Here is a 15,310-nt window from a genome sequence, read left to right on the forward strand (position 1 = left end):
AGGCGTGCGCCTTGATCAATCAGGCACCGCCACATCGCCGTCCGAACAACACGAAGCGGTAGCCTCATGAATAGGACGGGCTAAACATTCCGTGGTTGGGTTTCCGAGGCGACCGCGTGCACAGATCGTGACACGAAACGCAAAGGAGTATCAGCCCATGGCCCGCAATACGGACATCCTGTTCGCGCCATTCACAGTCAAGTCGATGACCCTGCCCAATCGTATCGTCATGGCACCGATGACGCGTGGATTTGCCAAGGACGGTATCGCCGGCCAGCCGCAGGTCGATTATTACGGTCGCCGCGCTGCGGGGGGCGTGGGTTTGATCCTGACCGAAGGAACGGTCGTGGACCGGCCGGCATCCCGGAACGAACCCCAAATTCCGTTCTTCTACGGCCCATCGCTCGACGGGTGGCGAAAGGTAACCGCCAAGGTGCACGAAGCAGGCGGCGCGATCGGCCCGCAAATCTGGCATGTCGGATCGTGCAAGAGCAGTTCGATGGAGTGGGAACCCGATGCCCCCTTCGAAAGCCCGTCGGGCCTTTTCAAGGAAGGCGTGCCGCGCGGTCGCACCATGTCCGAAGAGGATATTGCCGACACCATCGCCGCCTTCGCCAGGGCCGCCGAGGATGCAAAGAACACCGGCTTCGATTGCGTCGAGGTGCACGGCGCGCACGGATATCTCGTCGATCAATTCTTCTGGGCCGATACCAATCACCGCGAAGACCGCTGGGGCGGCGCCACGTTGAAGGAGCGTTCGCGCTTCGCGGCCGAAGTCATCGCTGAAATCCGCAAGGCGGTCGGGGAGGATTTTCCCATCATCCTGCGGATCAGCCAATGGAAGCAACAGGATCTCAAGGCCCGGCTGGCCACCACGCCCGATGCATTGGCCGATTGGCTTTGCCCCCTGGCCGAAGCCGGCGTCGATCTTTTCCATTGTTCGCAACGCCGCTTCTGGACCCCGGAATTTCCCGAAATCGATGGCGAGGAAGGCCTGAACCTCGCAGGCTGGGCCAAGAAGCTGACCGGTGCGGCCACGATCAGCGTCGGCTCGGTCGGGCTTTCGGGTGATTTCGTACATGCGTTCACCGATGACGCATCGGCCCCCACCAGCATTGACGGATTGCTCGACCGGATGGAGCGTGGGGAATTCGACCTGATCGCGGTCGGCCGCGCTTTGATCACCAATCCCGATTGGGCGCAGAAGATCAGGACCGGCGATCTGGAAAGCATGCGCGCATTCTCCACCGCCGATCTGGCGCAGTTCAACTGACCCCCACTTTCCGGGCGGAACGGACCCGCACACCGCACTGCCCCCTTTTCGTCGCCATGGGAGTATGACGTCATGGATTTCGCTTTTACCGAAGATCAGCTGGCAATTCGAAAGGCCATTCTCGACCTGTGCTCGCAGTTTTCGGAGGATTACTGGCTGCAAAAGGATCGCGACGCGAGTTTCCCGGACGAATTTTATCGCACGCTCGCCGATGCAGGCTGGCTCGGTATCGCCACGCCGGAAGAGTTCGGCGGTTCGGGCCTGGGCATTACCGAGGCGGCGATCATGATGCAGGCCATCGCCGAATCGGGCGCAGGCATGACAGGCGCGAGCAGCGTTCACATGCAGGTCTTCAGCCTTCAGCCCGTAAACCTGTTCGGCACGCAGGAACAGAAACAAGCGATCCTGCCGCCCGTGGCCGAGGGCAAGGACCGGGTCTGCTTTGCGGTGACCGAACCGAACACCGGTCTCAACACCACCGAATTGAAGACCCGCGCCGAAAAGCGTGAAGGCGGCTACCTCGTCAATGGGGAGAAGCTGTGGATCTCGACCGCGCAGGTCGCGAACAAGATGCTGCTGCTCGCGCGTACGACCCCACTTGCGGATGTGAAGCGCAAGACCGACGGCTTGTCGCTGTTCTATACCGACCTCGACCGCGAAAAGATCGAGGTGCGTCTGATCCACAAGATGGGGCGGCATGCGGTCGATTCGAATATGCTGTTTATCGAGGATCTGTGGATTCCGGATGAGCATCGCATCGGCGAGGAAGGGAACGGCTTCAAACAGATCCTGCACGGGCTGAATCCCGAGCGCGTGCTGATCGCGGCGGAAGCCATCGGTATCGGACGTGCCGCTTTGGATCGGGCGGCGAAATATGCGCGAGAACGCATCGTGTTCAACCGCCCGATCGGTCAGAACCAAGGCATTCAGCATCCGCTGGCCAAATGCTAGGCACAGCTGGAGGCAGCGAACCTGATGGTGATGAAGGCCGCGACCCTGTTCGACAAGGGCGAAGAATGCGGTATCGAAGCGAATGCAGGCAAATATCTCGCCGCCGAAGCCGCATTCGAGGCATGTCACACCGCCATGCTGACTTTGGGCGGCATGGGTTATGCGCAGGAATATCATGTCGAGCGGTTGATGCGCGAGGTCATGATCCCGCGCACCGCACCGGTCAGCCCGCACATGATCCTCAACTACCTCGCGGAAAAGGTCATGGATCTTCCGAAATCCTACTGAACGCCGCGGCTTAGTCCCATTCCAGCGGCATGGCGGTCATAAGGAGCGCGCAAAGCAATTACCGGATCAGGCTCGCGGCCATATCGATGATCGAATTGCCTCGGGGGGAACACGCGAGGGCAAGGGGCACGCCGCAATCAAGGCGGGCCAGCGACGTTGAGGCGAAGATCGCAAGCGCAATTTTGATGGGGTGACGGTTGAGCTCAGACGACAAGACAAGGATAGCGATCATGCCGACGCAAAAGATATTGTTGATGATGAAGCGGCGCCCGGGAATGAGCGTTGCCGATTTCCGCGACTATTACGAAAATCGTCACGCGCCGCTGGCCACGAAACGTGCTGCCGGGATGACCAGATACGTGCGCCGCTATCTTGACCCCCATCCCCATCCTGAAACAGGGGCGATGGCAGAGCCGCCATTCGACGTGATCACCGAATTATGGTTCGAGGACGACGCGACCTATCGCCGTACGCTGGCCTACGTGACTACCCACAACATGCCGCCCGAAATTGTCGAGGACGAAAGGAAGCTGTTCGACCGCACTTCCTTCCGAATTTGCACTACCGTCGAACACGACACCGATTTCGGATCGTAGCGAATGACAAGGGGGGCTCCTTGCGCCAAATATCGTCACAGACGCAGCGATGGTATGGTTTCCGCGAAGGGCGCGCGGTATCGATAATTGCCGGACCGGTTGAGTTAGCAGAGATTTATTGACCGTCATCCCGTATGGTCGGCGACATGACAATACGGGGCAATAACGGCTAGGCCGTAGACTCATTATCATTGATCCACAGCCGCGCTGAGAAGAGCTTGATGGCGGCAAGGAAGTTGTCGGCGCGCTTGCCGTATCGGGTTGCCAAGCCTCTGGCGTGTTTGAGTTTTCCGAAGAAGCGTTCGATCAGGTTGCGATAGCGATAAAGGAAGGCGCTGAAGGCGAAGCCTTGTCTGCGGTTTCGTTTGGCGGCGATATTGGCGAAACCGCCTTGCTCTGCGATGCGCTGGCGGATGGCGTCGCTGTCGTAGGCCTTGTCGGCAAGGAAAGTGCTGCCCGGCGGCATTGCCCCTAGTAGCGGCTTAGCTTGCTTACAGTCGCTCGCCTGCCCTTCGGACAAGTGCAACTGGATCGGCAGTCCTCGACCATCGACCAGCGCATGGATCTTGGTCGTCAAACCACCTCGGGAACGTCCCATGCAGCGATTTGGGTCCCCCTTTTTAGGGTCGCACCGTGCTGGTGGACCCGGATGGAGGAACTGTCGATCATCACCAGTTCGCCGTCGAAAGCCTGTGAAACAGCCGTCAGCAGCCGATCCCATACGCCCGCTTTGCGCCAGCGCACGAAGCGATTGTAGCAGGTGGTGTGCGGACCATAGCGCTCGGGAATATCCGCTCAGGGGCTGCCGGTGCGAAACCGCCACAATATCCCGTTGATCACCCGGCGATCATCCACGCGGGGGCACACCGCGTGGCTTGTTGGGAAGCAACGGCTCAATCACCGACCACTCGAAATCTGTCAGTTCAAAACGGCGGCGCATCGGCAAGGCTCCTTTCCAGAAGCCTTGAATCAATCTCTGCCGCAGTGCGCAACTCAGTTTATGAGTTTACCGCCTAGGGGCATAGGGTCGAACCTTCTCCGGTCGATAGCGGCGCCTGTTAAGCGACACCACGCTGGTCGGTCACATTAAGCGATCACCTGACTGCGGCCAGGACTAGGGTGCATAGGAGCTGTCAGTGGGATGCAAAGTACTCTCCGTTTTGCAGAGTGCGCCCTTCTCTCGACATTCTAAATCCATGAGGTTCTGCCACTCAGCCAGTGCGACTGAACGGTGGACCTTGTAAGTTTCCCGGTCGACGAGGTGACGTTGGGAATTGCAGTGATTGTGGAAGGAGGCATGAACCGAGAACTTCTGTAGCAACTTCATTTGCCTGAAGCGCAGCATCGCTCGTTCGCGTCGTTGGAATGGCAGATGTAAATTCTCAGCCCTATTGTTCGCCCGGCGGCCTGTCTCCTGCTTCGCCGAATTTCCGAGGTCGCACATCGCAACTTTGTAGGAACGCAGACCGTCGGTCGTTATGACCTCCGGCGATCCGTGGCGCTTCAGCGCCCTCTTTGAAGCGTAGCGCAGCTGCCTTGTCCCTCGTTTTGGTAACGTAGCTTTCTAGGACTTCGCCTTCGTGATCGACGGCACGCCAGAGTTACATCATCTCACCGTTTATGCGGACGTACATTTCGTCCTAGTGCCATTGCCAATGGCGAAAACCGCGCATCCGATTTACCCGCTGGCGGCGAATGTCGGCCGCGAACATCGGACCGAACCTGTTCCACCACAACCGGACCGTCTCATGGCAAATGTCGATGCCGCGTTCCGACAGGAGGTTTTCCACGTTCCGCAGCGAAAGCGGAAATCCGACATATATCATCACGACCAGTCGGATGACTTCCGGCGAAGAATGGAAATACCGGAACGAGTTGGCTGGTTTCTTGGCTCGGGGCATCAGCCTCCCCTACCCGGCACCGCGGCTTTTGCCAGATGCACTATCCTTCTGGCAGTACACCTTCAAGGACTTCAACCCCGTGATCGAGGGCTCGCCAAAGCTACAGCAACTTACCGTTTCATTGTCGATGTCGATGCCGTGTTCCGACAGAGGATTCTCGACTTTGCACAAAGGCAAAGGAAAACGCACATGGGTCACTACCATCAGGCGGACGACTCCCGGCGAAGTAGGTACAATTCTCTCGACAGCACCCTCGACCCGAATTGCCGCGCACCCAAAATCGCCCCCACGATGGAACCGCACAAAGCGGCGGGTTCGCAAGTTTTTGTATTCCGATTGCGTCGCGCGAATTGCCGTGCCGGCATAATTACATTGATGCTTGGCATCCCCCTGCGCCGATCAACGCCGCCATCATGGCTGATCGCCCCCTGCAATCGTCATTCGCTCATGCAACGCAGTTGCCAAGCCACCGTGCCCGGCATAATCACGCCGCGATGAAACGGTTACGATCGCCTACTGCTTCCCTGCGCGTGGGAGCGACGATTGCGGTATCGGCACTGCTTGGCGCCTGCGCGCCGGGTGCGACGCCGCCGCCCACCCTTTCGCAGGTCGTCGCGCAGCCGCCCGACAGCTTTCTTGCCGCCGCCCCCGATCAGAGCGCGCAGATCGACGAACGCTGGTGGCTGCGATTTGGCGATCCGTTGCTCGCCCGCTATGTCGAACGTGCAGTGGAAAGCAGCCCCGCCGTGCTGCAGGCCATTGCCCGAATGGAACAAGCGGGGGCGGCCGCACGTATTGCGCGGGCTGACCTGTTCCCCCAAATTTCGGCGGGACTGGACGCGAGCCGCAGCCGGCAGAACCTGGCCGGTAGCGGGTTCGGCGCCATTCTAGGCGGCGCGGATGGCGGCAACGACGGCGATGGCGACGATAGTCCGACCAGTTTCGTCAACGATAGTTTCCAGCTCACCGGTCGGGTTTCATGGGACATTGACCTTTGGGGTCGGATTTCCGCGCAAAGCGCGGCCGCACGCGCCGAATATTTCGCCAGCCGCGAAAACCTGCGCGCCGCGCGGCAATCCATCGCTGCCGAAGTCGTGCGCAACTATTTCAATGTCGTCACCGCAAATCAGCAGGTTGCCGTCTCCAGCGAACTGGTCGATGCGATCGCCGAGGTCGCGCGCCAGGTGAACAACCGCGCGAAGGTCGGCATCGCCCCACCCAACGACCGGACGCTTGCCATTGCCAATCTGGGGCAGGCGCGCGCGGGGCTGGCGCAGCAGCGCGAGGGGCTGGTGCGTGTCACGCGCGGTTTCGACCAGCTTATCCGCGCCTACCCCGATGGCGAGGTGGCGACCGCATCGGCCCTGCCTGCCGTGCCTCCGGCGCCGCCCGCCGGGCTGCCTGCCGATCTGTTGCTGCGCCGTCCCGACATTCGCGCGGCGGAGTGGCAATTGCGAGCCGCCGGATTTCGCCTGGATGCGGCGCGGCGGTCGTTTCTTCCGGGCATATCGCTGACCGGGAATGCCGGCACGTCGAGCAGCGCGCTCGAAAACCTGCTCGACGGGGAATTTTTCGTGTGGACCATCGCGGGTTCCGTCCTGCAACCGATCTTCCAAGGCGGACGCCTGCGCGCGCAGCTTGCCCAGGCCGACGGGGTGCAGGCAGAGGCCGTCGCCGCCTATACCGAAACGGTGCTGCAAGCGTTGACCGAGGTGGAAACGGCGCTGGCCGCAGATCAGCAATTGCTCGCCCGGCAAGAGGCATTGGAAGTCGCGGCCGAGGCGGCACGCGCTTCGGTCGAGATTTCGTTCAATCGCTACCGCGCCGGGCTGGATCCGTTCGTGACCGTGCTGGAAAGCCAGCAGAGCGCGCTCGACGCCAATGCCGCCTATCTCGATGCGGTGTCGGCACGGCTCGACAATCGCGTCACACTTCACCAGGCGCTGGGCGGCGGGTTCGGCGATATGCCGCCCGCCGTACAGGCCCCCGCCATTTCGCAGGATTGATCACGCCTCATGCCAATTCCAAGTCGCCGGAACCTATCCCGCGCCCTCGCCCCGATCCTGCTGGGCTTCGCATTCGTGTTGAGCGGGTGCGGCGACGGACAGAGCGAGGCGGAAAGCAGCACCCAGGCTCCCGCGGCCAGCGTGCGGATCGCGCGCGCCTCCGACGAAACGATCCAATCATACATCTATGCACAAGGGACGGCGCGGGCGACCCGGCGTGAGTTCCTTTCGTTTCAACAGGCCGGCCGCGTCACCTATATCGCGCCGGGGCTCGACGCGGGATCGCCGGTTCGCCGCGGACAGCTGATCGCGCGGATCGAACCGGCGCGCGCGCAATCCGAAGCCGCACAAGCCGAAGCCACGCTGGCCGGGGCGCGGACCGAGCTGACCGCCTCGCAGGCCTCGCTCAACGAAGCGCAGGCACAGCTTGAACTGGCGCGCGCCACGTTCGAACGATACCGGGTCCTTCTTGCCCAGGACAGCGCATCGCAACAGGAATATGACGAGGCGGAGGCGCAGCTTGCACAGGCACGCGCCGCGGTGCAGCAGGCGCGCGCGCAGGTCGCGGCCAATCGGGCGCAGATCGGCTCGGCCCGTGCGCAGCGCAATGCGGCCGATGTGACCGTGTCGGAAACGCGCATCGTATCGCCGATTTCGGGCACGCTGGCCCGGCTCAATATCGAACGCGGCCGCTATTTTTCGCCCGAATATGTTCAGGCGGGCGATGAAAGCTCGGCGCTTTCGACCGTGCCGGCGCTGGTCATCGATGCCTCGCAATACGAAATTACCGTCGATATCCCGTCGTTCTCGGCGAGCGGCGTGACGGTCGGCGATGACGTGCTGATCCGTAGCAACGAAGGCATGACCAACGCGCAGCCGGGCAGTAAATCGCCGCGCGCGCCCGCCAACACCCCGCCCCTCCCCGATCAGGAATTCGTGGTGCGCGGGCGCGTCACCGCCATCAGCCCCTCGCTCGATCCCTTGACACGTACATTTCAGGCGAAGATCCGCACCGTGTCGGGCGCAGGCGAATTGCGCGATGGAGAATTCGTATCGCTGTGGATCAGCGGTGCCGAAGCGCAGGAGGCATTGGCGATCCCGCTCGGGGCCATTCGGTTTCAGAACAATCGCCCCTTCGCCTTCGTTTACGACCCCAAGAAAGGCACGGTGGTACGCCGCGATATCGAAGTCGGGCGCAGCGGTACGGATGTGCGCGCCGTCCTGTCCGGCATTCGCAAGGGGGAATGGGTCGTCTATTCCGGCAATGGTCGGTTGAGCGGCGGCGACAGGGTCCGTATCTTGAGCCGCAGCGCGCGATCGGCGGGCGCGACGGGTGACTTGAAATGAGCGATCCGGCACCGGGCGACGCGCAGCACGAGGATAGGGACGCCGGTTCGCAGGGTTCCGCCGAGAAGGGCACGACGAACACGGCGGCCAATTTCTTTTTCCTGAAGACGACCTTCGGTATCCTGCTGCTCTTGATCCTGAGCGTGGGCGGGCTGCTGGCCTATACCCAGCTGGTAAAGGAATCGCTTCCCGATCTGGAAATTCCGCAGGCGACCATTTCCACGCAGTGGCCCGGCTCCGACCCGCAGACCATCGAACAGCAAATCACCCAGCCGATCGAGGACGAGCTGACCTCGCTTGCCGGGGTGGACACGATCAATAGCGCGTCCTTCGACAGTTTTTCGCTCATCTCGGTCGAGTTTCAGGCCGATGCCGATGCGCAATCGTCGATACAGCGTCTGCGCGCCGCGGTGGATCAGGCCGGCTCCGAATTGCCCGCCGAGGCCGAACAACCGAGCGTGGAACAGGTCTCGGTCGACGATCGCCCGATCATGACCGTTGCCCTTTATGGCGAGGCGGGCGATGTCGCGCTCAGCAATCTGGCCGAACGGGCGCAGGATCGGCTCGAGCGATTGTCGGGCGTGAACGAGGTCGAGCTTGGCGGCGCGCGCGAGGAAATCGTGCGCATCCTGCTCGATCCGCAACGGCTGCTGGCGCTCGGCCTGTCGCCGACGGCGGTGCGCGACGCGGTGCAATCGGCCAATCTTGATCAGCCGTTCGGCGAGATCGAGACAGAGCAATTATCGGCCGTGGTCCGGATGGAGGGACGTTTCCGCACGCCGGAGGATCTGGCCCGGCTGCCCGTCACCCGTATAGACTCGCTCGGCGGGAGCGGTGCGCCGATCCTTCTGGGCGATGTGGCCACGGTCGAACGCGCGTTGGAAACCGAGGAAAGCAAGGCGTTTTATCAGGAAGGCAGCGGCGCCTTTATCCCCAGCGTGTCGCTTTCGATCAAGAAAACGCCGGGGGCCGACACGATCGAGATTGTCGATCTCGTTCGGGACGAGCTGGAAATCATGAACGACGGCAATGACTGGCCGGCGGGCGTGGAATATGCCGTGACGCAGAACGAGGCGGAAACCATCTGGGACGCGTTGATCGGCGTGTTCAACAATGGCTGGCAGGCGATGCTGGCGGTATTCGTGATCCTGCTGCTGGTGCTGACATGGCGCGAGGGATTGATTGCCGGGCTGGCCGTGCCGGTGACCTTTGCGGGCGTGCTGCTGGTCATCATGCTGCTGGGCTACACGCTGAACGAGCTGGTCATCATCGGCATGGTGCTGGCGCTCGGGCTGCTGGTCGATGTTTTCATCCTGATGATGGAGGGGCTGCACGATGAAATCTACGTCAAGCGCCACGGGTTCGACGAAGCGGCGCTTTCCACCATCCGGCAATTCGCCGTGCCCGCATTCGCCGGCCAGCTGACCACGATACTCGCGCTGGCACCGTTGATGGCAATCGGCGGTGTGTCGGGCAAGTTCATCCGCGTCCTGCCGATTACCGCCATCGCCTGTCTCGCGCTTGCTTACGTGGTGGCACTGCTGATCTGTGTGCCGCTGTCGCGATACCTGCTGGAGTCCGAGGCGAAGAGCGACGAGGAGCGCGAAAAATCGAAGGCCGACCGGTTGAGCGAACAGGCCTCTGCCTGGCTTTACGATTTCACGAAGAACAATGTGCTGTCGAGCAAGAAGCGGGCGCGCACTATCGTCATCGCCGCATTCGGTGCTTTTGTCCTGTCCATCGTATTGTTCATGCAAACGCCGATGGAGCTGTATCCCGATACCGATGGCAAGACACTGGGCATCGATGTCGAGCTGCCCGCCGGAACCACGCTGGACCAAAGCGAGCGCGTGGCTGTCGCGGTGGGCGCCATATTGCGGGACAAACCCTATTTCGAAAGCGTGATCAAGCTGGTTGGGCGCAAAAGCCCGTTCACCTCGGTATCGGCCGCATCGTCGCTGCAACCGTCCGAGGCGCAAAATTTCGTCGGGTTTTCCGCGATATTCCGCGACGAGAGCGAGCGCGATGAGGCAAGCTATGTCCTTGCCGAACAATTGCGGGTCGAACTTTCCGAATGGCTCGATGCGAACGTGGCGGGTGCGACCTTGCTTGTGGTGCCGGAAACGGGCGGGCCGCCCGCGGGCGATCCGGTGGAAATCCTGCTGACGGGAGGTGATTACGGCACGTTGCAACGGCTTTCGCAGGATGTGCAGGACCTGCTCGACCGGACGGAAGGGGTCATCGACGTGCGCGATAATCTGGGCAACGTAAATGCCGAGGTCCGGCTCATACCGCAGCGCGAGGCGCTCGATTTCTTCGGGCTGGATCTTGCCGATGTGGTGGCGCAGGTGCGCTTCGCCCTGGCCAACGACACCATCGGCACCTTCCCGACAGAGGGCACCGACGACGATCTCGACATCCGCATGGGCACGGCATGGCCGGGCCGTGATCCAGGGGCCGACGGAGGGCCGGCACGGCTTGACGATATTGCTCTCGCCCGTGCCTTCACGCGCGACGGGCAATCGGTCTCAATGGCGCAGGTCGTCGAGCCGGTACAGGACGAGGCGCCGATATCGATCACTCATGTCGGCGGCCAGCGCAGCCTGACCGTTCTGGCCAAGAACCAGGACCGGGCGGTGAACGACATAATCGAGGGGATCCGGCCCGAGCTTGACGCCATGGCGTCCGAATGGCCGGACGGTTACGAATATGCAATCGCGGGTGAGGCCGAGGAATCCGCCGAAACGTTCGGGTCTGCCGCGATTGCGCTGGTCGTGGCGCTGATCCTGGTGTTCGGGGTGCTGGTCATCATGTTCGACAGCTTTCCGCAGGCGTTCATCCTTATCACCACCATGCCTCTGGCGTTGATCGGATCGTTCACGTTCTTCTGGCTGTTCGGGCTGTCGTTCTCGTTCTTCGCGATGGTCGGGGTTATCGCCTTGATCGGGGTGGTGGCCAACAACGGCATCGTCATGGTCGATACGATGAACCGGCATTTAAAGACCGGGGCCGACAAAATCGAGGCCGCCGCATGCGGCGCCGCAGATCGTCTGCGCCCGATTTTGACGACCTCGGTTACCACCATTGTCGGTCTTGTCCCGCTGGCGATCGGCAATGCGATGTATCGCCCGCTTTGCCTCACGATCATATTCGGGCTCGTGTCGTCTACGGTCATGTCGCTGTTCGTGGTTCCGGCGCTTTACATGCTGCTCACGCGAAAGAAGGCGGGCGCCTAAAGGGCTGCACGAAAATTCGCACTGGCGGAACCCGCTTCGGCGCTTGCGCATTTTGCGGACGGCGGCGGGATGAGCGGAGATGACCATTAGCAGGATCAAGCTTCGTCCGGTTGCGGACCAGACCGTCGTCATTACCGGCGCCACCTCGGGCATCGGATTGGCAAGCGCGCGCATGCTGGCATCGGCGGGCACGCGGGTCATGCTGATTGCGCGGAACGAACAAGCGTTGCAAACCATCGTGTCGCGGATCGCGGAACAAGGCGGCATCGCCGATTATGCCGTCGCCGAAATGGGCGATCGCAAAGCGGTCGAGGCAGCGGCCGCGCGCACCATCGAATGCTTCGGCGGGTTCGACGCCTGGGTCAACAATGCGGGCGTCGCCATTTACGCGCGCCTTTCCGAAACGCCGGAGGATGAGCACGAACGCCTGTTCCGCACCAATTATTTCGGCGTCGTGCATGGCTCGCTCATTGCCTTGTCGCATTTGCGGGACAAGGGCGGGACGATCATCAACATGGGCACCATCGGCTCCGAAGTGCCGAGTGCCATTCTGGGCGCCTATACCGCGTCCAAACATGCGATGCGCGCTTTTACACAGGCATTGCGCCAGGAATTGATCGCGCAGGACGTGCCTGTCGCGATAACGTTACTGTTGCCTGCGGGCGTGGCGACGCCGCTGGCCGAACATGCCGCAGTGCATGCAGACGGCGATCCGCAAATCCCCGTCCCCGCCTACGACCCTGAGGTTGTCGCGCGCGCGGTGGTCGATGCGGTCGCCCATCCGCGCGGCGACATGCATGTGGGCGGGCGCGGTCTGGCAACCGTCCTGGCAGGTCAACATGCACCGGGCCTGCGCGACCGATTGGGCGATACGACGCAGCATACGTTGATCGACCCGGCAGCGCGGCAGGATCACGCTGGCAATCTGTTCATGCCGATGGATGCAGGGCGCGAACGCTCGCACACGCAGACGGGTCGGCGCCGGTCGACCCTGACCACCGCGCGGCGTTCGCCCACCGCGATCGCGGCAGGCGGCGCGTTCATGACCGCCGCCGGGCTGTGGGCCGCATATCGGATGATGAAACGCTGATCGCGCTATATCAGCGGTAAACGCAACCCTATTGCGGGAGCTGTCAGTCGGATGCGGAGTGCTCTCCGTTTTGCAGAATGCGCCGTTCCTTCGACATTCTTCACGTCATGGGGTTGTAGCCCTCAACGAGCGCTGCTGACCGGAGGATCTTGTAAGTTTTTCGGTCGGCGAGGTGTCGTGCGGAATTGAAGTGGTTGTGGAAGGAAGCATGAAACGAGGCGAACTTCTGCAGCGATTTCATTTGCCGGAAGCGCAGCATCGCTCGTTCTCTTCGTTGAAACGGCAGATGTGAGTTTTCGGCTCGGTTGTTCGCCCACCGGCTTGTCTCCTGCTTCGCCGAATTTCCGAGGTCCGTCATCGCTGTTTTGTAGGATCGCAGTCCATCGATCGTTAAGACCTCCGGCGAACCGTGGCGTTTCAGCGCTTTTTTCCATGAAGCGTAGGGCGGCTGCCGTGTCCCTGGTTCTGGTGACGTAGCTTTCAAGCACCTCACCTTCGTGATCGACGGCACCCCACAGATACACCATCTCGCCATTGATGCGGACGTACATCTCGTCGAGATGCCAGTTCCTTCGCCAGCGAATGCCGGAGAACTGCACCATAGAAGAGGCGCTCGGCATTGCCGAAGAAGCCCGGAGGCTGCGTCGAATTCTTTCCGGAAACGGAACGAGCGATGATTTCGCGAAAGCTGATTGGGGTTTGGAAGATCAGGTAGATGCGGCCGTTCAGGCGGTAGGGCTCGCTTCTGTGTCGCTGGAACGGCAGCTCGGCACGTTGTCCGGGGGAGAACAAACCCGCATCGGCATTGCACGATTGCGCATCGAAGCGCCCGACCTTCTCCTTCTGGACGAGCCGACGAACAATCTCGATACAGAGGGGCGCAATTCTGTTGAGGCATTGATCCGCGACTGGCGTGGTGGCGTACTGGTCGCAAGCCACGACCGGCACTTGCTGAGAACAATGGACCGGATCGTCGAACTTACGCCCATCGGTGTTGTCAGTTTCGGAGGTGGCTGGGGCGCATTCGCAGACGCGCGCGAGAGCGAAAGGCGGCGTATCGCCGACGAGGGCAAACGGGCCGAGGCCGCCGTCCGGCGGGCCGAACGTTCGGCTCAAGCGCGATTGGAAGCCAAAGCGCGACGTGACAAGGCGGGGCGCGCCAATGCGGCTCGGGGATCGGAACCGAAGATTGTGCTCGATGCGCGGGCGGAACGCGCGCAGAACAGCGGCGGCCGGGGGAAATCCGTCAGCAGTCGCATCGTCGCCGAGGCCAAGCAGCGTCAAGAGGAAGCGCGCGCTCGGTTGGAGGTCGTAACTCCCCTCAAGATCGCCCTGCCGGCGAGCGGACTGGCGTCCGGCACCAGAGTGTTGGCCCTCGATGCGGTGGAGGCGCAGTTCGATGACCGGCGGCTCGGTCCTTGGGCGCTGCGTATCAATGGCCCGGAGCGTATTGCAGTGCGCGGATCGAATGGCGCTGGTAAGACGACCCTGTTGAAGAGCGCGACAGGACTACTTGCTCCGGTCGCAGGCCGGATTTATCGGGCGGAGGACCACACCGCGTTACTCGATCAACACGCCGAGTTGCTGAACGCCGGGCTTAGCGTCGTCGATAACGTCCGCGCTTTCCATCGCGATCTCGATACGCAAGCCGCCTTCGCGGTATGCGCTCGTTTCGGCTTTCGAAACGACGACGCTTGCCGAATCGTTGGCTCGCTTTCCGGTGGCGAGAAATTGCGCGCCAGCCTTGCTGTGACCTTCGGCGTCGAGGCGCCCTGGCTGCTCATACTGGATGAGCCGACCAATCACCTCGACATCGAAACCATCGAAGTTCTGGAGAACGCCCTGCGGGAATTCGATGGCGCGCTGCTGGTGGCCAGCCATGACGCATCGTTTCTTGAAAGGATCGCAATCGAGCGGACTGTCGATGTCTGATGGCTTGTCACGCTTTTACGGTATGCCAGACCGGGCCACGAGCCAAAACTTGCTATTCCGCTACCCACCCAAATCGGCCACTCCCGTTGCTGGACATGTGAATCCTTTTGGGTTCATAGTTGTGGCAGAACCTGGGCCGCTCGCTGGCGTCGGCGCCGGGCCGGTTGCTGGCCGTCCGGTTTAGGAGAACGAGAAGCGAGATGCACATACTTCCGACTATCTCTACTGCGGATGTCGATCCTCGATCGCTTCCGGTCCGCCGGCTCGGTAGCGATCATATCGGCGGTATCAGGTCCGTCGGGCAATGCCGAGTTGATCCAGCGTGCGTTTGGTTGGCAAATGCGACTGCTCGACGATGCGGATAATCTCCAGCTTCCCGGATGCCTGGCATCTCAATGTTCGTTGCCCCCATCCGCGATCATCCTCTGTTGGGAGCAGTCGGTTTTCGAGCGTGAGATTGGCAGTGCATTCGTTCAGAACGCGTGCCTTTCGCTGCAGGACAGTGAGCGCGATCCGGATATTGATGCGGCTGGGATCCATTTCCGATTACGTGCTTAGCGGTGCAAGCCTAAGGGCGTTCCGGCGATGCCTCCCGATCTCGATCGCTTGTCCGTCGTCAGAACATTTGGCACACCTAGCTGCGTAAATTAGCGGAGCTTGGGCCTCGTCTGGGAATTGATGTTTAGGCGG

General features: G+C 61.5%; 8 protein-coding genes and 5 pseudogenes. 8 read left to right on the forward strand and 5 right to left on the reverse strand.

Annotated features, from left to right (window positions below; all coding sequences use genetic code 11):
* Nucleotides 1–157: 157 nt before the first annotated feature.
* Together K4G67_RS15715 and K4G67_RS15720 are read left to right on the forward strand one after the other, a co-directional pair.
* Nucleotides 158–1,273 (forward strand): NADH:flavin oxidoreductase, encoded by a 1,116-nt coding sequence (locus tag K4G67_RS15715; RefSeq protein ID WP_239807236.1) that lies wholly within the window; start codon nt 158–160, stop codon nt 1,271–1,273.
* Between the two features lie 72 nt (nt 1,274–1,345).
* Nucleotides 1,346–2,512, forward strand: a pseudogene (locus tag K4G67_RS15720) (acyl-CoA dehydrogenase family protein).
* Between the two features lie 58 nt (nt 2,513–2,570).
* Here the strand turns inward: K4G67_RS15720 and K4G67_RS15725 are convergent.
* Entirely contained in the window at nt 2,571–2,744 is a 174-nt protein-coding gene (locus K4G67_RS15725; protein WP_239807237.1) for a hypothetical protein, read from the reverse strand.
* Between K4G67_RS15725 and K4G67_RS15730 the strand changes: the two genes are divergently transcribed.
* Nucleotides 2,743–3,108, forward strand: coding sequence for an EthD domain-containing protein (locus K4G67_RS15730; protein ID WP_239807238.1), 366 nt, complete (start codon nt 2,743–2,745; stop codon nt 3,106–3,108). The genes K4G67_RS15725 and K4G67_RS15730 overlap by 2 nt on opposite strands.
* Before the next feature lie 169 nt (nt 3,109–3,277).
* Here K4G67_RS15730 and K4G67_RS15735 read toward each other — a convergent pair.
* Nucleotides 3,278–4,048, reverse strand: a pseudogene (locus tag K4G67_RS15735) (IS5 family transposase).
* A gap of 255 nt (nt 4,049–4,303) precedes the next feature.
* A pseudogene (locus K4G67_RS17805) lies at nt 4,304–5,009 on the reverse strand (IS6 family transposase); the annotation flags it as partial.
* A 494-nt stretch (nt 5,010–5,503) separates the two neighbouring features.
* On the opposite strand from K4G67_RS17805, the gene K4G67_RS15750 reads away from it, so the two are divergent.
* The 4 genes from K4G67_RS15750 (at nt 5,504) to K4G67_RS15765 (ending at nt 12,688) form a co-directional block, all read left to right on the forward strand.
* Nucleotides 5,504–7,015, forward strand: coding sequence for an efflux transporter outer membrane subunit (locus K4G67_RS15750; protein ID WP_239807240.1), 1,512 nt, complete (start codon nt 5,504–5,506; stop codon nt 7,013–7,015).
* A gap of 9 nt (nt 7,016–7,024) precedes the next feature.
* The gene (locus K4G67_RS15755; RefSeq protein ID WP_239807241.1) at nt 7,025–8,362 is read left to right on the forward strand and encodes an efflux RND transporter periplasmic adaptor subunit; all 1,338 of its coding nucleotides are present in this window, start codon (nt 7,025–7,027) and stop codon (nt 8,360–8,362) included.
* Nucleotides 8,359–11,598, forward strand: a complete 3,240-nt coding sequence (locus K4G67_RS15760) for an efflux RND transporter permease subunit (RefSeq protein WP_239807242.1) — start codon at nt 8,359–8,361, stop codon at nt 11,596–11,598. Before K4G67_RS15755 ends, K4G67_RS15760 begins: the two co-directional genes overlap by 4 nt.
* 79 nt (nt 11,599–11,677) lie before the next feature.
* Nucleotides 11,678–12,688: an SDR family oxidoreductase gene (locus tag K4G67_RS15765; RefSeq protein WP_239807243.1), complete on the forward strand. Its 1,011-nt coding sequence runs from the start codon at nt 11,678–11,680 to the stop codon at nt 12,686–12,688.
* 100 nt (nt 12,689–12,788) lie between these two features.
* Here K4G67_RS15765 and K4G67_RS15770 read toward each other — a convergent pair.
* Nucleotides 12,789–13,269: pseudogene (locus tag K4G67_RS15770) on the reverse strand (IS6 family transposase); the annotation flags it as partial.
* A 1-nt stretch (nt 13,270) separates the two neighbouring features.
* Here K4G67_RS15770 and K4G67_RS15780 point away from each other — a divergent pair.
* Nucleotides 13,271–14,620 (forward strand): ATP-binding cassette domain-containing protein, encoded by a 1,350-nt coding sequence (locus tag K4G67_RS15780; protein ID WP_239807244.1) that lies wholly within the window; start codon nt 13,271–13,273, stop codon nt 14,618–14,620.
* 291 nt (nt 14,621–14,911) lie between these two features.
* On the opposite strand, the pseudogene K4G67_RS15785 reads toward K4G67_RS15780, so the two are convergent.
* A pseudogene (locus K4G67_RS15785) lies at nt 14,912–15,118 on the reverse strand (IS3 family transposase); the annotation flags it as partial.
* Nucleotides 15,119–15,310 lie beyond the last annotated feature (192 nt).

Source organism: Croceicoccus hydrothermalis, assembly GCF_022378335.1.
Lineage (GTDB): Bacteria > Pseudomonadota > Alphaproteobacteria > Sphingomonadales > Sphingomonadaceae > Croceicoccus > Croceicoccus hydrothermalis.